The sequence below is a fragment of the Chryseobacterium cupriresistens genome (assembly GCF_046614675.1).
Classification (GTDB): domain Bacteria; phylum Bacteroidota; class Bacteroidia; order Flavobacteriales; family Weeksellaceae; genus Chryseobacterium; species Chryseobacterium cupriresistens.
Map to the genome: position 1 here is coordinate 97619 of NZ_JBKKJT010000009.1, position 20644 is coordinate 118262.

Sequence of the window (20644 nt, forward strand, 5' to 3'; positions counted from 1 at the left end):
TATTTATAGATCTTTATAAAGAGAGAAAACGAATTGATGAATATAATCTGACTGATCATTATACAGGAACTCCTCAATAAAAATTAGTTTCTCATTTTTTACGGATGATAAAAACATTTGAATTAAATCATAATTTTTCAGATTGACCGCCAGTGTATTATCTCCTTTTACCCACTGTATCCATTGTGGAATTTGTTTTAATTTTCTCCACTCTTCAATATTTTGAAACAAAAGCTCTCTTTTACCAGATTGAAGAATGGAATCAAAATAATGAATTTGTTCAGGATCAATTTTCCACTGTGCTTTAGACAAAATGATATTTTGATATTCAACTCTTGGCAGGAAATCATAGATTTGGGATAAACCACCCCAGCTAAATGATAAATGAGGTTTTACATTCTGATTATTATAATCGCATAAAAAATGGTAGACAGGTAAAGAGTTGTTTAAATAATTATGGGCATTCGTAAGATGAGGAATAATTTCTTTATTGTGCTTCTTTGACCTTAGGAATAACTGGTTATTCTTTATGGACAGGTACAAGTCTTCCACAAAAATTTGATTGTCTCTTTCTAATGCAGAGCCCGCCAGATAAGGAATTTCATATTCTCTTATAGAAGGTCTTCTGATCACATTTCCAATTCTGGATTCGGGTAAGTGTACAATTTCTGCTAAAATTTTGTCCGGATTAAGTTCCTGTTCTTTTTCAGCAATGGCTTTCAACAAATCTTTTATAGATGATTTTTCTGAACAGAATCTGCCCAATAATTTTCCGGCATTTCCACCGGCAGATTTTAAAAATAATTTTTCCTGCTGATTTTCTGAAATGATTTCGGTCATAACGGACAATGTATCTGGCAGTTGATTCCACTGTTCCTCAAAACCATTAAAATCATCATCAGTTAAATGTATTACATGATCTTTATTCCAATAAGCTTTTTGTAATTTACGATTGAGAATAATTTGTACTGGATTAAGATTTACCTGAATTTCTTGTTTCTGATTAGAATAGGGCAGGATTAAATCTTCAATATAAGGATGAACTCCTTTGGCCGGAATATCTTGTAAATAGCCAATTCCTATTTCCGGATCTAAAGCATAAGATAATGGAACTTCTTCATTATCAAATCTTTCATAAAAGGCTTTTTTGAATTTTTCTAAAGCAGATTCTTTGTAAGGAACAGCAATTTTATTTAGAAAAGAGATTCCTTTCTTCAGTTCTTTTTTCCATTGATAGGATAAATTTGTTTCATCTTCAAAATAAAGATCTGTCTGAAAAAGATATTTCTTTTCATATTGTACATTCAGCTTTTTGATGAGTTCCTCAATTTCAGAATATGCTTCTGCCGTATTTCCAAAATGTAAATCAAGTTCACTGATCTTGTTTTTAATAGCAACCAAAATATCTTTTTCCTGATGCCTGCCAATTTTGTTTAGCATATAAATTAATCGTTCCAGAAAATCTCCTCCCGAAACTGTTGGATTAATTTCACTTATTAAAACCTGATTTCCGATAAGCTCATCAATAAATTCCCGGGCTTCTTCAAAAGATATATCTTCATGAACAAGAGAGCTGGCAAGCTGGTCAATTGTTTTACCCGTTTCTGAAAACTGTAGTATAAGTTCTAACTCTTTGGAAATGGGAGCGGAAGAAATGATGTAATCTCTTTTTCCTCCTGTATTTTCATATTCTACAAAGCGAATTTTATTTCCAACCTTATGAATACTGTTGTTAGGAAAAAAAGAGATACTATTTTTAATGGACGGAATTAAAAGAAGCTGCTCTGATAGCGCTACTAAAAAATGCATATCCAGCTTTGTATCTCTTACTTTTGTAGGCTCTGAGAATATCGGAAATAGAGTCTCTTTTTCAAATTTTCCTATACTAACTCCTGAAAATAAACCAAATGGGGTACAGCGGGTACTTGAGCGGTTATAATATTTTAATAATGAAATCTTTGTTTTTTCATTTGGCAAATTAGACGTTGTATGTTCACGATCCATCAATTTCTCTATCTCATCATATAAGGAAAGAGAAGCTAAATAAATAGCTTCTCTAAAAATTGTATGGTTGCAATATTTTTCTAAAGATCCCTTGGCGAAGTTTTCACCAGAGAAATTATCCTGAAATTCTTTGTATGAAAAAATAGGTGATCTGACAACAAATGTATCAAAAAACTGAAATGGAAAACGTGGCATTAATTAAGTGAAATAGGGATTTCTATAAAGCTGTTATTGTAAAATTTTATTTCCATAGGAACTGCAGCATCCTTGATGGTTTCTTCGCTTACATCTTTTCCTGTTCCATAGTTGATCTGCATAAGTGGATTTTTTATAGCTCCTAATACTAAAACCAGTTTACTTCCTTTTTCCATTTTTTTACTTACAAATTCATTGTTGGTAACAGTTATACTTGTTTCTTTGTTCTCACACAGCAATTTTCTTTTCTCTGAGCTTTTAGCATAGCTTGCTCTTCCATAATAGGTGGATAATAGAAAATATTTATCTTCTTTGGTCTTTTCATAAAGTTTCATATATACATCAACATCCTTTTTATTAACAGATAATTTCAGATTACCCACAAAATTTCCTGTAAATTCCACCGGTTTTTCAAATGGCTTTGATGAAAATACAACGGCGTCCGGACTGTAAATTTTACTATCCAGCACGTTATCTTTTTGCTTAAAAAGCTCATCTGCATTGGTACGGTCTTTTAAATCTACCGTAAGTGGTGTGAAGTCTTTATCTCTATCTTTTGCTGGAGAAAGCTGATGTTGGCTTGTGATATAGAATTTTAATTTATTTTTATCAAAATTATCAATGCTTGAAGTACTTTTCCATTTATTGGTTCCCATTACCTGATAATTAATTTTATCTTTTAAGAAAGCTGGTTTTAATTTACCCTTCAGAATATAATCAAACCATTCCATTGTTATATTTGCGATATCCATATTGGCTTCAGAATCAATAGTATATCCTTTTAGATTATTTTTGATATAACCCTGAGCTCCCGAATGATCATAGGGCCCGATAATCAAATAATGATTAGCGTTTTTGTTGTATTTATAGTGATTTCTGAAATAGTATAACGCTCCCAGCTGATCAGAATCATAATATCCCGTAATGGTTAAAACCGGGATGTTGATATTAGAATATTCCTTTTTGTAAGGAATCATTTTCTGCCAATAGCTGTCAAATGCCGGATGCTTTAACCAGCGCTGAAATATGATATTTTTTTTACCGGCAATAGAATCCAACTTGTTAAATGCCTCACCACCTTCATACCATTTTTTAAAAACAGAATTCCATTGATCTTCATCTTTAAAACCTGCATCAAGCATTTTATTGTTGGTAACATAGTTAATCCAACGAAGAGAATAGGAAGCAAAGATGTTATTATTCATGGGGAAATCTACTACGCCAATTCCTACAGAGGCCTGTGGAATAATAGTTTTTAGAGCCGGATGAATATTTTTAGCGGCTGCCCATTGGCTGAATCCCAGATAACTGCCTCCGATCATTCCTACTTTGCCATTGCTCCATGGCTGTTTTATCACCCAGTCTATAACCTTATTTATATCTTCCTGCTCATGCTCAAAAGGTTCTATGGCAGCGTTACTCGTATATTTTCCTCTGGGATATATGTAAACAGAATGATAACCATAGCTTGCCTGTACTTTTTGATCATTCGCATCTTCTGCATCAGGATAGATGGAATTGACCAGGATGGTAGATTCCGGACTAGCTATTTTTTTATTTAAAACAACCCTTATACTAATTTCATTATTGATTAATAAACTGTCTTTTACCTCAAAGTTCCTGGAGTCGAGTTCTTTTAAATAATTTTTAGCAATATCAAATGTAGGTCCTGTTATATATGAGTTATAACTTCTGCATAGTTGTAAAGCTTTTTTCAGATCTACGCTGTCTTTTTTCTCAAAATCATTTTTAAGAGTAGCCAGAATTTCTTTTTTTGTTTTCTCGGTATCACCATTGAAATAGCGGGGAAGTATGATCTGTGTTTTTATAGGCAGACTTTCATATTTTTTGAGAAATTCTTCTTTATATTTTTCCTGAAAATTTTTGTGCGAATCTTTATTTTTTTGAGCATTTATGTAAATTTCATACTGTGTTCCCATAGCATATGAAATAATGGGATTACTTTTTCTGTAAACACTGCGTACTGAATCAAGCTGACTTAAAGCAGTATCATAGTTTTGTGCTGCCATACTTACTCTGAAAAGATTATCATACTTTACCGCCTTGTCTTTTTCTTTATAATTCTTTTGTATTTCAGAATTTAAATAAGAAATTAAAGGCTGCAGTTTTTCAATATTGTATTCATTAAAATGTTTAATACTTATTTTCTGAGAAAAAATAATAGTACATGATAAAAAGAAAGGTACAATTAATATGTATTTCATAGAATGAAAAATCAGTAATTTTTTCCAAAATTACTGATAAAATGTTGAAGTAGTTATTAAATTTTTAGTTTGTTCCTGTTTGGATATCGATCGTATCAAGTGTTTTATTTACAACTGTGTCGTTCGCTCCATTGTCTCCTGCAAAACCTGGGTTGTCTATACCTAAACCTCCCCTTATGGAATTCAGTCCACGTGTTATTTTAGACATTTGAAGTTTGTTTAAAGATAATTTTTTTTCTGTTTTCTTAAGCTTTTTCACTAGTAAAAATGATTTAAAATTGATTTAATAAATTGATGTGCAAATAAAGTTCTAATCTTGCTAAGAACGAAAATATACATGCCGAAATTGATAAATTTCGATAAGATCAGGTGGTAACGTATTGTTAATTAATGTGTTGTTGTTTTGGTTTAGTTGAGTGCTTTTATGTAGTAAGAAGGAAGAGTCCCCGTTATTTTTTTGAAAGCATTCGTAAAAGATTCAGCGTTGTTGTAGCCTATATCATTTGCAATTGCAGCAATGGTATGTTTTCTTATTTTCTCGTTAGATTTTAATTCTTCGACGATATAATTAATTCTAAGTTCGTTCAGATATTGTGAAAAGTTTTTACCCTTTAATTCATTCACGAGCTTAGAAAGATAGTCTCTGTTGGTGTCAAACTCTTTTGAAAGAGAGTCTAATGTAATATTCTTCGCAAGGAAGCTATTTGTCTTCTCAAATTCCTCAATTTTGTCAATTAATATTTTAAATTTTGAGTTGGTAGAGAGATCATTCTTGGTCGTCTTTTCTTTTCTTTCAATAGAAGCAGAGGGAGCTGTGTTACTTTCTGGTTTAATTTCCTCTATAAATACAGGAGCAGGAACTATTACAGGTTTTTCTAACAGTATTTTAGCCTGTTTTTCATATTCTTTTATCTTTTTCCTGTTTTTTCGGATAATAAATATGAAAAGTAAAGTAATAAATAACAGAGAAACTATTAACCATATATTCTGATGGTTCAGTTTATCAATTATATTTAATTTTTCTTTCATAAGTAAAGGGGTATCATACTTTTTCAGAATTTCTTTTGAAAGATTTTTTCGGTTCACAGCTATTATACTATCACTATACATCAGGTTGTCAATGTACTTTAGCTGATTTTTGAGGTCTCCTTTCTTTTTATAAAAATCAATTAGAATTTCATATCCATCTCTTTTTATGGCCTCGAAGCCGTTAAAATTGAAGGAAATAGAATCTGCTTTTTTAAAATACTCTACAGCCTCTTCTTCTTTGTGATTTTCATATTTTATTTTTCCAAGATAATAGTATAAAATACCTAAATTAATATAGTCTTTACTATTAATTAATCCTTTTTCAATGTTGGATAAAATGACATAAGATGACGAAAAATCCTTTAAATAAAAAAGGCTGATTCCTTTTATCATAAGCAGATAATTGTAATTGGAGTAATCATTATACTTTTTACATTCTGCCAATCCGAGATCTGCAAACCGGATACTTTTTTTATAATCCTTGCATTTTGTATAGATGTTAGCTAAGGAAAAAATGGACGAAATATAGTTTTTAGCATCGAGGTTTGTATTTTTAACTTTATCCTTTTCATAATTGTAATATTTTATAAAAAGTGGCAAAGCCTCCTCGTACTCCTCTGTCGCAGTTTTTAATATAGCAATAAGCTTGCTTACATAATAAAATTGTTCCTTGTTTTCAGCCTTATTCAAATTGATAGCAACAGTATATTCATCTAAAGCTTCTTTGTATTTCCCTTCATTGTTGAATAAAATACCCTTTAATATATAAGATTTTGCCGGGTAATCGTAGTTATTAACGTTTTTTGAGGCAGAGATGAGTGAATCTGCAAAGGGATGCCCGTTTTCATTCTTCAGATTTTTTACCCGTGCTATATTATAATATCCATCAAACAGGATGTCCCTATTATTTTCTTTCTTTCCTTTTAATAGAATGTAATTGGCTAAAAGCTCAGCTTTATCGTTGTCAACCTGGAATACTTTATTGTAAGCATCATTAATATACTTATAACTTTTATTCTTTAACGAGTCTGGAATTTTTAGTCCCTTTATGCTTTGAGAAAAGAAAAAAACAGGGAAAACAGTTAAAATAATTAAATGAAACTTCTTCATATTTCTAAATACACTGCAAATTTATGAATTATCATCGAATTTTTATCAATGAAATATAAGTATTTGTTTATCAGTTGTATATTGATCTCTATGAGTCGGGAATTTGTAAATTTTTGGAAAAGGATATACCGGTATTGATCAATTTTGGATTACTAATCTTGTAGACTTTGAGTATAATCATGATGTTTGCATCAGAAATATTGAAAGTAAATGAGGAAAATATTAATATGTGTAAGTGTTGTGCTTCCCTTGTTGGGTTTCTCTCAAGAGAAGAAAGATTCCATTAAAACAGTTATAGAAAAACAAATTGCAGAAATAAAAGTGAATGGTAAAAAACCTTTTTTTGAACAAAAGGATGACCGTTTTGTTTTTAATGTTGAAAATAGCGATTTGGTTGTAGGAAATCACATATCCGAAGTTCTCTCTCAAACACCATTATTAAAATTAGATGATAATAAAATAACTCTTCTGGGAACGAACGCCTCTGTTTACATCAATGACAGAAAATCAGTTCTTAAAGGCAAAGATTTAATACAATATCTTAATGCTATGCCGGCTTCTAATCTGGTAAAGATAGAGCTGGTTACCAATCCTTCCTCAAAATATGATCTGGAGGATGCAATGATTATTAATCTGAAGCTGAAGAAACTGGAAACAGATGGACTGAAAGGAAGTTTTACCATTACAGATAAGCAAAACAGAAAAAACAGCCAGCAGGCAAATATTGCCTTAAATTATCATAAAAACAGATTTTCAAATAATACCATGTTGTTTTTTGAAAATAATAATGACCTGCAAAGAAACAGTATTGATAACTATAGCTCAAAATTCAGCAGAAATCAGATTATAGGAAGTACGCTGATTAAAGAAACCAACTTTGGAGGAAATACAGGTTTTGATTACGAGCTTAATGAAAGAAGCAGCATAGGAGGTATTCTGGAATATTATCACAAAACACCTGAATCTTCACTTGAAAACAGGAATATATACTATGATACTACAGGAGGAATTTTTGAAAACAGAACGGTAAATACACAAAATGATAAGCTGAACCTTTTCGGAGGAAATGTTTATTACAGCTTTAATGATGATAAAAAATCCAAGCGATTGGATATCAACTTTGATTATTACACCCATCACAGAGATAATACGACAGAGTTTTTCAATTTGACCAGCCCATATTCAAACTTAATATATAATGATTATAAGAAGGACAATTATACGGTAAGAGTAGATTATTCCAAGACTTTCGAAAAATTAAAACTTAGTTTCGAAGCAGGAGGAAAACTTAATTGGCTTTCTACGGATAATCCTTATACCTATTATAATGCAGACGGTACATTAAATACCCTATTTTCTAATAATTTTACGTATCATGAAAATATCAACGCCTTATATACCAATGTTAAGAAAAAACTGTTTTCGGCATTGGATGTAAACATGGGGCTTCGTTATGAAAACACAAACATCAACGCAAAACAAAATACGGTTAGCGAGAACTTTTCCAGAAGCTACAACAATATTGTACCCAGCATCAACCTTTCTTATATGATCAATAAGAACAACAGAGTTTCTCTGGGATATAGAACTGCATTATGGAGACCTTATGTAGATGATTTGAACCCATTTATTTATAAGAATAATGAAACCTGGTGGGAAACCGGAAATCCTGATCTTAATGTGGCAAAGATGTATTTATTTAATGCGAGCTACAGCATAAAAAGAACCTGGGTGTTTGTAAGTAATTTCGGTATTGTAAAAAATCCTATTCTTCCTTATACAGAGGTTGTAGATAATGTTTCTGTTACAAGGCCCAAAAACTTTGAAGGTAATGTAAAGCGTCTTTATGTGGGATTGAACTATAACAAACCATTGTTTGAAAACAAATGGATGTTTAATCTTTCAACAGGAATGTATTACATCAATAATGCAGATATCTATGATGTTCATCCTAGTTCTTGGTATAATAACTCTTCCGTTACAATTAGTGGAAATAATCTTTGGAATAAAGGCTGGAACATAAGCTATAACTTTGGTTACACCTCTCCATATACATTAGTTAATAAGAAAAACGGTTATTTTATCAATAATCAGCTTGAGGTTTCAAAGAGTTATAAAGATTTTAAATTCAAGCTTTCTGTAAAAGATATGCTGAATCTTTCAAACTCCCGTAATACACTATATAATAATGACGGATATATTGAAACTCTTTCGCAATCAAATTTAAGATCCATATCACTCAGCATATCCAAAACATTTGGAAACAACAAAGTAAAAAAGGTGAATACCGGAGATATAGACAAGGGGAGAACTCAAAATGAAAACCCCCGGCTGTAATCCTGTTCTTTTACTACAAAACTAATACACTAAAGGATAAAACTAATAACCATGAAAAACAAAAAACTTGAAGAGTTATCCAAAAAGATAACTCAGGGTAAGCTCAAAAAACTACACAAACATGAAGTTCTCACTATCTACGCAGGGAAAGACTTTACTGTCGATGATTGCATTAGACATCCCGATTGTAATTCCTATTGCGGAATCTGCTCAACGAATACCCCCAATTGCTGGAGCTTTTCATAAAGACTTTTATTGAGCCTTCTCTGAAGCCTGAACTTTTCAGCAAACTATTAACCATGAAAATTTATTGTGATGAAAAACAAAAAACTGTTTGAATTGTCTAAAAAAATTACTGAGAACAAAATCCCAGGAATGAAAAGAGAATCAGTTGAAGTTATTAAGGGGGGAATACAAAAAGAGATTATATCAGACTGTGCATGTTTCGGTGCAAATGCATGTTGGGGTTATGGAACCAGCCCATGTGCATTAAACAGTTGTTGGGCTTATTTTGACCAATAATTCGTCTACATAGGCTTGATTAATTTTTATAGAGTTAAGATTCGTAATAAACATAAAAAACTTACTTCTATGAAAAACAAAAAGCTTAAAACGATTTCTCAGGAAATCACAAATGTCAAAATGAAAAAACTGCAAAAAGAGGGCCTTGTATTTATTACCGGTGGCTTACTCGCTTACCATTGTAGCCAATGTACCTGTAGTTGGTGCAGGCCGGATCTGCACGTAGATCCTAATTGCTGGAGCTTTTCATAAAGAAATTTGTGTTCTGTATAGCCCTGTGTGGAATTAAAACTGTTCAGGGGAATTATTAACCATGAAAATTTATTGTCATGAAAAACAAAAAATTGTTTGAATTGTCTAAGAAAATTACTGAAAACAAGCTACAGGGAATGAGCGAAAATTCAGTAAAGACAATCAAAGGAGGTAGACTTCCTTTGGAATTAGCAGCAGACTGTACAAGTCAGAACAGCTGCTGGGGATTCGGAGGTACAGCTACTTGCAGTGGTAACAGCTGCTGGAGTTATAACTAATAGAACTCTGATTCCACAAATTTATGTTCTGCAGGGTCTTGTGTGGAATTAAAACTTTACAAGAGAAAAAATTAACCTAAGATTTATTGTGATGAAAAACAAAAAATTGTTTGAACTGTCTAAAAAAATCACTGAAAATAAGCTACAGGGAATGAGCGAAAGTTCAGTAAAGACAATCAAAGGAGGTAAGTTACCTTTAGAACTAGCGGCAACGTGCACAAGTCAGAATGACTGCTGGGGATTCGGAGGTACACAAACTTGCAGTGGTAACGAATGTTGGAGTTACAACTAAAGTAAAAAGTAGAGTAGCATTCGTGCTACTCTATTTAATATTAAAATAAAATAATTATGAAATACAAATTATCAAGATATATCCATACCATAGAAAACGAGGAAATTTTAGATGATCATGTCATTCTTTTTTCTACCCGTTCCGGAACATCCATTGAAGTGAAAAAAGGGTTATATGAAAAAATATGTAATCTTGAAACCACTCAGATTCCCGAAGAAATTTTTATCAACCTGATAAAAAATGAATTTTATGTACCTGAGTTTGAAGATGAGTTAAGAGAAATCCTTTCAGACAACATCATGTCGGTAGATCATCAGGATCTGAAAACACTTTCTTATGTGATTCAGCCTTCAGGAAACTGCCAGCTGGGATGTCACTATTGCGGCCAGCTGCATACTAACAAAAGTATGTCAAAAGAAGTTTTAGATCTTACATACGACAGAATCATTACTAAAATGGAAAGTCTGTCAAACGATCTGGAACACTTGAGTATTACATGGTATGGAGGAGAGCCGTTAACAGGTCTTTCGGCTATCTCTAATTTATCTACCCGTTTAATCAGCCTTTGTGAAGAGAAAAATTTAAAATATTCTTCAAGAATTATTACAAATGCTTTAAGCCTTAAATATTCTCTTTTTGAAAAACTGGTAAAAAATTACAGGGTTACAGAATATCAGATCACCATTGACGGAACTCAGGAATTCCATGATAAGAGAAGATATCTGAAAAATGGTTCTAACAGTTTTGATATTATCATTAAAAATATCAAAGAAATTGTTAATTCAGAATTATATCAAAAAGAAGCAAGTTTCAATATCAGATGTAATGTGGATAAAGAGAACAGTTACAATGTGATAGATTTTATTGATTATCTGGAAGCAGAAGGAATCCTTCAGCACGTAAGTTTCTATCTTGCTCCTATCCACGACTGGGGTGATAACAAAGCTACTATTAAAGGCGTGTCAAAAGAAGAATTTGCTGAGCTTGAAATAGAAGTTTATATGAAGCTTCTGCAATCAAAAGCGAAATTTAAAACACAGATTATTCCTGAAAGAGTTACTAAACCTTGTATGGTAGTAAGCCAGACCTCAGAAGTATTTGACGCTTTTGGAAATGTCTCCACATGTTGGGAAATTCCGTACACTCCAAAATATGATAACTCTGAGTTTTATGCCGGAAACATTGTGAAAGATAAAGATGTAGACAGCAAAAATGTTGTCATGAGAAACTGGTTTAATGAAATACCGGACAACAACTCATGGTGCAAAAGCTGTAAATTCCTTCCTCTGTGTGGTGGAGCATGTCCGAAAAACTGGTATGATAATATCCCGGCGTGTCCTTCCTTCAAATTTAATATTGACGACAGAATTCTTCTTCAAAGATATATTAATGAACAAGCTGTGCTTTCTTAATAGATGATGTATGGAAACAATAATTTTAGACAAAATAAAAACAGTAGAATTCAGGGAATATGAGGTGAAAAAACCAAGACATATTTTCGAAAATCTGATTGAAGAATTTAGAAAAGATATTCCGGAAGATATCCAGGCAGGATTGTTTTACTATATGAACCTGTCTGAAAAATCACTTTCTGCTTTTCGTACAGGGAATACTACCTTAGGAAATTACCTTTATTCAAAAATGCAAAGTATGAATACCTATTTCATAGAACCTATTCATCAGGGGATGATAAGCTTAGACTATGCTTTGCTTGCGTATAAAAATTACGTGGAAAATGATTTTGTACTGGCAGAGGAAAATATTGACAGGGCTATTGAAAGTGCTTTAGTTCAGAGTAACACGTTTCCTTATTTTGCCATAATTATTGGAGAACAATCACTTAATAAAATCAGAATTTTTGCACGTACTCAAAATGAAGAGCGGTACAAGACAGAAGTCTTGAAGATATTGGCTTTTTTCATGTTTAACCAACATGAAAATGAGAGCTGCAAAAATCTGGCTGAAGACCTTCCCCTTATTGATAAGCAGGGGATGTTAAAACATATTATTAACAACTCTTATATCGCCATTCTTAAATCTTCGCAGGATGAGAAAAAAACAAGACTGATATTTCAGCAGATCTTTAATGCTCTGCTAAAGCAAAATGAATTTTCAGGCGATCAGGAAAATTTACTGATAGCCATGCGCTGTATCGACAAAATTGAAGATGAAGATTTTTTAGATTATCTGAACGAGAATTTTTCTCATATCAAAAGTTCTCCGCAAAAATTAGTGAAAATTATAATAGAAAATTATTTAGATAAAATATCCAATAACCAGCAATTAGTAAACGATGAAGAATTTACTAAAAAGCTAAAAACACTAGGCATAACAATTTAACTTATTATTGTGTTCAACAAATTTCCCTTTTATTCCCAAATAGAACAGATGGATTGCGGTCCGGTTTGCCTTAAGATTATTCTAAAATATTACGGCAAAGATTGTGATCTGGTATATCTGAGAAACCTTACTGAAGTTACCCGATCCGGGGTTACTCTGGCAGATATTAATGATGCCGGTAAAAAGCTGTATTTTCATACAACTCCCTTTAAGGTTCCTTTGTCTACACTGAACGAGGATGTTCATTTACCCTGCATTTTACATTGGGAGCAGGAGCATTTTGTTGTACTCTATAAAATCAAAAATAATTTTTATTATATCTCAGATCCCAAATATGGCAGGCTAAAGCTTAAAAAAGAGCAGTTTGTAAAGCTTTGGATTTCGTCCGCAGATAACGAAGGGATTGGATTACAATTAATCCCGAAAGAAGAGTTTGTTGAGTTTAAACCTCCTTTTGAACAGCAGGATTTAAAAATTTTCAAAAGCTATATTCGTTCAGTTTTAGAAAAACAAAATTTCAAAATTGGACTGCTGATTTTTTTAATTACGATAAGTTCCGTTATTTCCTATATCTTTCCTCAGCTGATTCAGAAGATGTTTGACGAAGGAATGAAGTCGAAAGAAGGAAAAGTGATCATTGGAATTTTTGGATTTCAGATGCTTTTGTATGGAGGGCAGATACTCATCAATATCCTTCAGAATTTTGTAGGAGTACACTTTAGCTCACAGGTAAGCATTAAAATGCTGAATGACTTGCTGCAGAAAACAGTCAGACTTCCCGTCTCTTTTTTTGAAAACAGATTATATACAGACCTATTACAGAAAATAGAAGAACAGTCAAAAATAGAACAGTTATTAACCAGGCAATTGCTATCGAATATTTTATCAGTTTTTTTACTGATTGTACTAGTAATAAGGCTTTTAATATATAACCGGTATATAGCATTAGGGTTTCTGGGAATTGCCGTTTTTTCCACTGTATGGATTTACTTGTTTCATAATAAAAGAAGGATTATAGATTATTATGCCTTTAAATTAAATTCAGAAAGCAAAAATCATCTTGTTGAGATGATTACCGGGATGGTTTCCGTTAAAATTAGTAATGCTCATATTTCAAGAATATCAAAGTGGGAAGAGCTGCAGAAAAAGATATATAAGACCAAAGTAAAAAGTCTTATCCTGGATATTTATCAAACCAATGTTACCAGCATTATTAAACAGTTATTTATATTTTCAACTACCTTTTTTTGCGTGTATTGGGTATCACTTGGGAAAATGACGGTTGGTGAGATGCTGAGTATAGGATATATTATAGGTATTGCTTCCGCACCCATAGAAAATCTGGTCGCGTTTTTCCGCTCATTTCAGGATTCAAGTTTAGTGTATAAAAGAGTTCAGGAAATTCTACAGCAAACCGATGAAAACCTTAATTTAAAAGAGGGAAATCAGGCTCTGCTGAGTAAGGATATTAGTTTAAATAATGTATGGTTCAAATATCCGGGGGGACATCAGCCCTATGTTTTAAAAAATATCAATTTTAAAATTCCTAACGGGAAAGTTCTTGCCATTGTTGGAGAAAGCGGAAGTGGGAAAACCACATTATCCAAACTTCTTCTGGGATTTTATCCTTCTTCAGAAGGAGATCTGAACATCGGGCAGGAAGAGCTGTTTCAGATCAATCATGATTGGTGGAGAAGCAATTGTGGAGTTGTTCTTCAGGACTCATACATATTCAGCGGAACCATAAGGGAGAATATTGCCATGCAGGAAGACGCAGATGAAAAATTATTGATCAGTGCCTGTAAATTAGCCAATATATACGAAATGATTCAAAGTCTTCCTTTAGGATTTGATACCAAAATAGGAGCCGCAGGAGATGATTTAAGCGGAGGACAGAAACAACGTATTCTTATTGCAAGGGCTGTATATAAAAATCCGGATTTTATTTTCTTTGATGAAGCTACTTCTGCACTGGATGCAGAAAATGAAAAAATTATACATGATAATTTACAGGAGTTTTTTAAGGGAAGAACTGTTGTTATCATTGCACACCGTTTATCCACAGTAAAAAGTGCAGACAATATTATTGTTTTGAAAAAGGGCGAAGTTGTAGAGCAGGGTAACCACCAGGAATTAGTATCCAAAAAAGGAGAATATTTTAATTTGGTCAGAAACCAGCTGGAATTAGGAGAATAAAAGAAGACCTTAAATAATATATTTGATGAAAACAAGCTTCTTCTATGGAACTTGTTAAAAAAGGAAGCCGGAGAGGTTTCCTTTTGTGTTTGCCCATTACAGCAATATGTGTCATGATTTAATTTCTTATGCATAGCATTAAACATTTGTTTAAAAAATCATAAAATATATTTAAAACACAGTTAACAGCCGTCTTCTCCGGATACCGTTGCTTTGCAAAAAAAGTAATGATGGAAAACAACAATCCACTCAACAGAAGAAGGTTTCTTAAAAATTCACTATTGGCTGCCGGAGGAATTTTCTTAGCTCCTTTAATTGAAAGTTGCAGCGACGATTTTACTGAAAATGGAAATGCCCCCGATAATCTCCAAAACGGAGGTTTTGAATCCGGGGTAGCAAGTTTTGATCCCAGCGCAACAGGAATTATTATCTGGACCCGGTATTCAAAAGGAACAGATGCAGAGATTACATGGGAAATCAGTAAAAACAGCAATTTTTCAGAAGTAGTAAGAAGAGGTCAGGCAAATGCTGCACTGGTAAATGATTTTACTATAGCGGTAGATGTACAGAATATCTCTTCCAATACAAAATATTATTACAGATTCTATAACAATACAACTAAGGAAGTCAGCGTAACAGGAGAAACCCTTACTTTACCTTCAAAATCTGATGCTGTAAGTGAAGTAAAAATGGCTGTCGTATCTTGTTCCAACTTTCCTGCAGGACTTTTCAATGTGTATGGTGCGATTGCAAAATCTGAAGCAGATGTTGTCGTACACCTTGGAGACTATATTTATGAATATGCTCCCGGACAATATGGAACAAACCCCTACACCAATCAGCTGGGAAGAGCGCATCAGCCGGCAAAGGAAATCCTTACCCTCAATGATTACAGGGAACGATACAGGCAGTACAGAGGAGATAAAAATCTTCAGCTTCTTCACCAGAAAAAGCCTTTCATCTGTGTCTGGGATGATCATGAGTTTGCCAATGATACCTATAAAACAGGAGCAGAAAACCATCAGCCGAACGAAGGAGATTTTCAGGCAAGAAAAATGGCTGCATTTCAGGCATACAGCGAATATATTCCTCTTAAAACAGGGAAAGATATGAGAATTTACAGAAGTTTCAGCTTCGGGAATATCGTTTCCCTTTACATGATGGATACAAGGGTGATTGCAAGGGATAAACAAATGGAATATTCGGATTATCTTGATAATACAGGAAGTTTTAATCAGACACAGTTTAAAACAGATTTCTTAAGCACCAGCAGAAAACTGATCGGAAACGAGCAGATGTCATGGCTGAATGCCCAGATCAATGGTGATACAGCCAAATGGAAAGTGCTTGGACAACAGATTTTAATGACGAAAATGATGGTTCCTGCAGAGCTTTTGATGCTGCTGAATCAGATTCTTGCGGAAATTAAACAGTATGGAAGTGCACAGCCGGCTACTATGCAGGTGTTTCAGAATACCATCACTCAGTTGATTATTCTTAAAACAAGACATCAACAACAGGATCCTACATTGACACCGCAGGAAATTGCAAGAATCACAACGACTTTACCATACAATCTGGATGCATGGGATGGATATTTCATAGAAAGAGAACAGCTTTATTCTGTTCTTGCAGGAAAAAATGTAGTGGTACTGGCAGGAGACACCCACAATGCATGGTTAGGAAAACTGACTGATGCACAGGGTAAATTTATCGGGACAGAACTTGCCTGCAGTTCCGTTTCTTCTCCCGGCCTTGAAGGATATCTGGGAATCACTTCGGATCCTGCCAAAGCGATAGAACTGGCTCAGGCATTTTCATTATTGATTGATGACCTGGAATATGCCAATCTTTATAAAAGAGGATATCTGCATGTGAAATTTACCACCGGAAGTTCTACTGCAGAGTGGAGGTTTGTAGACAATGTGGTTTCCGATACCTACAATACCACTACAGAAAAGACCTATACGATTTCATAGTTTCAATTTAATTATATCTTATTTTCAATTTGATAAAAAAGAGTCATGGTGCCGCTGTGACTCTTTTGTATTATTTACTTTTTTCGTATATTAAACAGATGCAAGAGGATTCAAGAAAAGATTTTTTGCCATTAACATCTGAAACATGGTGCTTCATGACCTGGATAACCAGGACTTTTGGAGTGCTTTTATTGTTGACGGCATTTCTGCTGGTATTGGGATTACCCGTTGTGGTGAGTGATAAACTGTTCATATTTATTATTGTGGCAATATTATACTATCCGGCTCTTGCTTTTGGTTTATACCGTTTCTTCAGGTATCAGAAGAGAATCAGAAAAAGAGTAGTCCGAAAGATACAGGTTGATGATAAAGGAATTCATTACGAAAGAGCCGATGGAACAATAGATCAAATTCTTTATCATGATCTGGAAAAATATAACCTTCCGGATGTATATGATGTAAGTATCAGCCCACGAAACAAGATTTATGTATTGAATGTAAAGCACAATGGTTCGGCAGCAGATGTAGATTTTGACGGAACTGATGCCGGTTACAGCTACTATATCGGAAATTTAAAAGCTCTACGAAGAAGATATATCCAGGGAATTGTACATTTTCGGCCGGATTTGCGCATAGATCCTTTGGTATATGACGTCTATTATATCAACCACAGTGATTTTACTTTCGATAAAAAAAAGTATTGGACAGAATTTGCGCAGACTTTTGCTTTAATGATAATAGGTTGCATAGTGTTAGGAATCTTTGTACTTGGACTGGTTAAATGGATTTTTTAAGAATAGTTTTCATTAAATCATAAAGAATTAAAATTTCAACATCCTTTATTTTCACATCTCAGAATCTTATGCTTATATTTATTTTATAGTAAAGTTTCACACCCCAATAAGATAAAGAGCATTTCTTTAGAAACCGGGATGGATTTAAAATAAAATAAATGAAAAGTTTAAAAAAGCAGCTGGGACAGTTTCCCGATGAAAAAAGAAAAGAATATTTCAGTACACTGCCCAATTATCTGAACGGCCGGTTTCAGAATATATTGACAACCCCGGCACTGTTAGAAGGAGAGAGTATGACTAAATTACTCCTTCAAAGCCTATGCAAAATAGAAAACACATCACCCAAAACAACGCTCCCTTTTGTAGAGACTGATCTTAAAAATCTTCAACCGGATGAAAATGTGCTGATATGGTTTGGGCATAGTTCTTATTTCATACAAGTTGATGGAAAGACATTCTTAATAGATCCAGTTTTCAGTGGAAATGCCTCTCCGATGCCGGGTTCAATAAAAGCTTTTCAGGGATCCGATTATTACAAACCGGAACATATGCCAGAGATTGACTTCCTTCTTATTTCACATGACCATTGGGATCATCTGGATTATAAAACCGTTCAGCAATTAAAAGATAAAGTAGGAAAAGTTATTTGCGGGCTAGGGACCGGACAGCATTTTGAATACTGGGGCTGGACATTTGATACAATTATTGAAAAGAACTGGTGGGAAAGTATAGATATTGCAGAAGGCTTCAGAATCACGCTTACTCCGGCAAGACACTTTTCAGGAAGATTATTGAACCGTAATATCTCGCTCTGGACCTCCTTCGTTTTAAAAACACCTTCCAAAAATCTGTTTTTAGGAGGAGATAGCGGTTATGGGAATCATTTTACAGAAATCGGAGAGAAATTCGGGCCATTTGATCTGGCAGTAATGGAAAATGGACAGTATAACGAAAAGTGGCCTTATATCCATACATTGCCGGACCAGCTGATGAAAGAAATAAAAGAATTAAAAGCCCAAAACTTTATCCCGGTACACAATTCCAAATTCAAGCTTGCACAGCATATCTGGTACGAACCTTTAGAGCTGGCTTCAAAACATGCTGAAGAAAACAATATCCCGGTTACCCTTCCGATGATCGGGGAAAAAGTAAATCTGGATCAGCTGGGAAAAGTAAACTGGAAAAAATGGTGGGAAGAATACAAATGATAAGTTACTAACGGAACATTCCTTTAATTAAAACATATAAAAACCTGCCCGTTACTGAGCAGGTTCTTCCTTATTATAAAAAAAATAATCATTACAAAGGCTCCTTATGGTTGACTTTTGTATGGATAATATCGTAAAATACAGCTGGGTTAGCCGCATCTGGGGTAATTCTGTAAGTAAATGTTGTTTCGTTCAAAAGCAGAATATCCACAACACGCGTAAAAGTTGGAGTCGTAAGCGTTCTCTTCTTTCCATCAGGAGAAATAGACCATGTTCCTTCAGATCGCAGTATATCATTTAAACCGAAAATTTTAAAAGTTCCGTTAGCTTTGAAGTAAGAATATCCTACATATCCGGCTACACTGGCATCAGTAAGAGCAACATTATTTCCGCTTTTATCTCTGGCACCTGTTGTTTCCCATGGAGTAGAAGCCAAAGTAAGCTGCCCGTTAGCTGGCTCAGCGTGAGAAGTTTTCGTATGGATAATGTCATAATACACAGACGGATCACTGGAATTAGGACGGATTCTGTAGGTGAATTCATTTCTGTTCAACACAAGAATTTCAACATCGCGGGTGAAAATAGTGGTTCCGTCCGGGTTTAAGGCAGCAATAGTTCTTGTTTTACCCTGAGCATCTACAGACCATGTTCCCATAAATCTCAATACATCTGTAAGGCTGTAGATCGCAAACATTCCGTCTGTCTTGAAATAAGCAAACCCTATATATCCGGCTACACTGGCATCAGTAAGGGCAACATTATTTCCGTTTTTATCTTTAGCTCCGGTAGTTTCCCATGGCGTAGAAGACAGTACTTGTGAGGGAGTCTGCTGTTCAATAATGATTTCATTGTCATCACTCGAGCATGAAACGAAAGACGCTGATAACAGCACTGCTGCAGACAGATAACATAATTTTTTCAGTGTATTCATAAAAGTATTTTTTAAGTCTTTGCAAACTTATTTCTAATAAATATCACGGCGTTGTACAAAATATCTCTTTTGTTGTAGAAAATATAACAGATCCCAATTCAGAATGAGAAAAATGATATCATTGACAAATTTAACAATCAAAGGTGTGAAATTCCCATCCTTTGGAGGGGTGTCAAAAATTCAAAGAATTTTTGACGGGGTGGTTTCTAACATCCACCAAAAACTTTATTTTTGAATATGAATAACAGAAACCGTGGAAAAAATACCGGCGATGATACTTTATTCGGTTCAGAGAAACAGGTCAGTAAGCTAAAACTGGCCGTTGAAGACATGCAGTACCTGCTGAGCAGAGATTACCCGGAAAAAGCGGCTTCGGATCTCGTTGGTAACAGGTACCGTCTGAAAACCCGTCAGATACAAGCTTTGAGAGGAATGTCGGCATCCGATGTACAGCTTCATAACAGACAGTTGAAGCATGTTGATATTTCAGATTTAAAAGAGAAAACAATATATCTTGATGGTTTCAATGTTATTATTTTATTGGAAAGTCTGCTTTCTGAAGCTTATGTTTTTGAAGGATTGGATGGCTGTATCCGTGACCTTTCAGGAGTGCATGGAACTTATAAAAGAGTTAATCAAACCTTAAGAGCAGTTGAATTGATTGCTTCTTTTTACCGGAAAAATCATATTCAGAAACTTGTATGGATTTTTGATCAACCGGTTTCCAACAGTGGAAGAATCAAACAGCTTGTTCTTGAATATGCTGAGCAGAATCGACTCAACTGGGAAGCTGATCTTCAGTTTAATCCTGATAAATTTCTGGCAGAAAGTTCGGGAATCATTATTTCTTCTGATGCCTGGATTCTCGATCACTGCAAAGAATGGTTCAATCTTATTGGTTATCTGATCAGTGAAGAAAATCTTTCTGTTAATCTTATCAAAACAAAGTAAG

At 33.9% G+C, this 20644-nt stretch carries 17 protein-coding genes; 12 read left to right on the forward strand and 5 right to left on the reverse strand.

Features of this window, described 5'->3' with window-relative positions:
- Window positions 1-3 precede the first annotated feature (3 nt).
- From ACLI50_RS19530 to ACLI50_RS19545, 4 genes are all read right to left on the reverse strand, one after another.
- Complete coding sequence (locus tag ACLI50_RS19530; RefSeq protein WP_411414456.1) at window positions 4-2199, reverse strand: lantibiotic dehydratase family protein; 2196 nt, start codon at window positions 2197-2199, stop codon at window positions 4-6.
- Window positions 2199-4424, reverse strand: a complete 2226-nt coding sequence (locus tag ACLI50_RS19535; protein WP_411414457.1) for a CocE/NonD family hydrolase — start codon at window positions 4422-4424, stop codon at window positions 2199-2201. The genes ACLI50_RS19530 and ACLI50_RS19535 overlap by 1 nt, the downstream gene beginning before the upstream one ends.
- A 64-nt stretch (window positions 4425-4488) precedes the next feature.
- Window positions 4489-4632, reverse strand: a complete 144-nt coding sequence (locus ACLI50_RS19540) for a hypothetical protein (RefSeq protein WP_227942361.1) — start codon at window positions 4630-4632, stop codon at window positions 4489-4491.
- A 200-nt stretch (window positions 4633-4832) separates the two neighbouring features.
- Window positions 4833-6563 (reverse strand): helix-turn-helix domain-containing protein, encoded by a 1731-nt coding sequence (locus ACLI50_RS19545; RefSeq protein ID WP_411414458.1) that lies wholly within the window; start codon window positions 6561-6563, stop codon window positions 4833-4835.
- A 210-nt stretch (window positions 6564-6773) separates the two neighbouring features.
- On the opposite strand from ACLI50_RS19545, the gene ACLI50_RS19550 reads away from it, so the two are divergent.
- From ACLI50_RS19550 to ACLI50_RS19600, 11 genes are all read left to right on the forward strand, one after another.
- On the forward strand, window positions 6774-8900 hold the full coding sequence (locus ACLI50_RS19550; RefSeq protein WP_411414459.1) for an outer membrane beta-barrel family protein: 2127 nt from the start codon (window positions 6774-6776) through the stop codon (window positions 8898-8900).
- 121 nt (window positions 8901-9021) lie between these two features.
- Window positions 9022-9159 carry a hypothetical protein gene (locus tag ACLI50_RS19555; protein ID WP_343643252.1) on the forward strand — a complete coding sequence of 46 codons (138 nt, stop codon included), beginning with the start codon at window positions 9022-9024 and terminating at the stop codon, window positions 9157-9159.
- Window positions 9160-9215: 56 nt separating this feature from the next.
- Window positions 9216-9422 (forward strand): ecotin, encoded by a 207-nt coding sequence (locus ACLI50_RS19560; RefSeq protein ID WP_330745285.1) that lies wholly within the window; start codon window positions 9216-9218, stop codon window positions 9420-9422.
- A gap of 329 nt (window positions 9423-9751) precedes the next feature.
- A complete protein-coding gene (locus ACLI50_RS19565; RefSeq protein ID WP_002983500.1) occupies window positions 9752-9952 on the forward strand; it encodes a hypothetical protein in 201 nt (66 codons plus the stop codon).
- A 91-nt stretch (window positions 9953-10043) separates the two neighbouring features.
- Window positions 10044-10244: a hypothetical protein gene (locus ACLI50_RS19570; protein ID WP_002983498.1), complete on the forward strand. Its 201-nt coding sequence runs from the start codon at window positions 10044-10046 to the stop codon at window positions 10242-10244.
- Window positions 10245-10300: 56 nt separating this feature from the next.
- Window positions 10301-11656, forward strand: a complete 1356-nt coding sequence (locus tag ACLI50_RS19575; protein ID WP_002983497.1) for a radical SAM/SPASM domain-containing protein — start codon at window positions 10301-10303, stop codon at window positions 11654-11656.
- Between the two features lie 10 nt (window positions 11657-11666).
- Window positions 11667-12584, forward strand: coding sequence for a hypothetical protein (locus ACLI50_RS19580; protein WP_411414460.1), 918 nt, complete (start codon window positions 11667-11669; stop codon window positions 12582-12584).
- 9 nt (window positions 12585-12593) lie between these two features.
- The gene (locus ACLI50_RS19585; RefSeq protein WP_411414461.1) at window positions 12594-14780 is read left to right on the forward strand and encodes a peptidase domain-containing ABC transporter; all 2187 of its coding nucleotides are present in this window, start codon (window positions 12594-12596) and stop codon (window positions 14778-14780) included.
- A 227-nt stretch (window positions 14781-15007) separates the two neighbouring features.
- Window positions 15008-16759, forward strand: coding sequence for an alkaline phosphatase D family protein (locus ACLI50_RS19590; protein WP_202843650.1), 1752 nt, complete (start codon window positions 15008-15010; stop codon window positions 16757-16759).
- A gap of 155 nt (window positions 16760-16914) precedes the next feature.
- Window positions 16915-17553 carry a hypothetical protein gene (locus ACLI50_RS19595; RefSeq protein WP_202843648.1) on the forward strand — a complete coding sequence of 213 codons (639 nt, stop codon included), beginning with the start codon at window positions 16915-16917 and terminating at the stop codon, window positions 17551-17553.
- A gap of 158 nt (window positions 17554-17711) precedes the next feature.
- The gene (locus ACLI50_RS19600; RefSeq protein WP_202843646.1) at window positions 17712-18761 is read left to right on the forward strand and encodes an MBL fold metallo-hydrolase; all 1050 of its coding nucleotides are present in this window, start codon (window positions 17712-17714) and stop codon (window positions 18759-18761) included.
- A gap of 91 nt (window positions 18762-18852) precedes the next feature.
- Here ACLI50_RS19600 and ACLI50_RS19605 read toward each other — a convergent pair whose 3' ends face one another.
- Entirely contained in the window at window positions 18853-19692 is an 840-nt protein-coding gene (locus ACLI50_RS19605; RefSeq protein WP_411414462.1) for a DUF4822 domain-containing protein, read from the reverse strand.
- Between the two features lie 237 nt (window positions 19693-19929).
- Between ACLI50_RS19605 and ACLI50_RS19610 the strand changes: the two genes are divergently transcribed.
- Window positions 19930-20643 carry a DUF434 domain-containing protein gene (locus ACLI50_RS19610; RefSeq protein ID WP_343643245.1) on the forward strand — a complete coding sequence of 238 codons (714 nt, stop codon included), beginning with the start codon at window positions 19930-19932 and terminating at the stop codon, window positions 20641-20643.
- Window position 20644: the final 1 nt, after the last annotated feature.

What these genes read in the sequence shown, in the direction of transcription:
- ACLI50_RS19550 (WP_411414459.1), top strand. Translation starts at nt 6,774, where the DNA reads ATGAGGAAAATATTAATATGTGTAAGTGTTGTGCTTCCCTTGTTGGGT.
- ACLI50_RS19605 (WP_411414462.1), bottom strand. Translation starts at nt 19,692, where the DNA reads ATGAATACACTGAAAAAATTATGTTATCTGTCTGCAGCAGTGCTGTTA.
- ACLI50_RS19590 (WP_202843650.1), top strand. Translation starts at nt 15,008, where the DNA reads ATGATGGAAAACAACAATCCACTCAACAGAAGAAGGTTTCTTAAAAAT.
- ACLI50_RS19535 (WP_411414457.1), bottom strand. Translation starts at nt 4,424, where the DNA reads ATGAAATACATATTAATTGTACCTTTCTTTTTATCATGTACTATTATT.
- ACLI50_RS19610 (WP_343643245.1), top strand. Translation starts at nt 19,930, where the DNA reads ATGAATAACAGAAACCGTGGAAAAAATACCGGCGATGATACTTTATTC.
- ACLI50_RS19575 (WP_002983497.1), top strand. Translation starts at nt 10,301, where the DNA reads ATGAAATACAAATTATCAAGATATATCCATACCATAGAAAACGAGGAA.
- ACLI50_RS19555 (WP_343643252.1), top strand. Translation starts at nt 9,022, where the DNA reads ATGAAGTTCTCACTATCTACGCAGGGAAAGACTTTACTGTCGATGATT.
- ACLI50_RS19560 (WP_330745285.1), top strand. Translation starts at nt 9,216, where the DNA reads ATGAAAAACAAAAAACTGTTTGAATTGTCTAAAAAAATTACTGAGAAC.
- ACLI50_RS19595 (WP_202843648.1), top strand. Translation starts at nt 16,915, where the DNA reads ATGACCTGGATAACCAGGACTTTTGGAGTGCTTTTATTGTTGACGGCA.
- ACLI50_RS19545 (WP_411414458.1), bottom strand. Translation starts at nt 6,563, where the DNA reads ATGAAGAAGTTTCATTTAATTATTTTAACTGTTTTCCCTGTTTTTTTC.
- ACLI50_RS19565 (WP_002983500.1), top strand. Translation starts at nt 9,752, where the DNA reads ATGAAAAACAAAAAATTGTTTGAATTGTCTAAGAAAATTACTGAAAAC.
- ACLI50_RS19540 (WP_227942361.1), bottom strand. Translation starts at nt 4,632, where the DNA reads ATGTCTAAAATAACACGTGGACTGAATTCCATAAGGGGAGGTTTAGGT.
- ACLI50_RS19580 (WP_411414460.1), top strand. Translation starts at nt 11,667, where the DNA reads ATGGAAACAATAATTTTAGACAAAATAAAAACAGTAGAATTCAGGGAA.
- ACLI50_RS19570 (WP_002983498.1), top strand. Translation starts at nt 10,044, where the DNA reads ATGAAAAACAAAAAATTGTTTGAACTGTCTAAAAAAATCACTGAAAAT.
- ACLI50_RS19530 (WP_411414456.1), bottom strand. Translation starts at nt 2,199, where the DNA reads ATGCCACGTTTTCCATTTCAGTTTTTTGATACATTTGTTGTCAGATCA.
- ACLI50_RS19600 (WP_202843646.1), top strand. Translation starts at nt 17,712, where the DNA reads ATGAAAAGTTTAAAAAAGCAGCTGGGACAGTTTCCCGATGAAAAAAGA.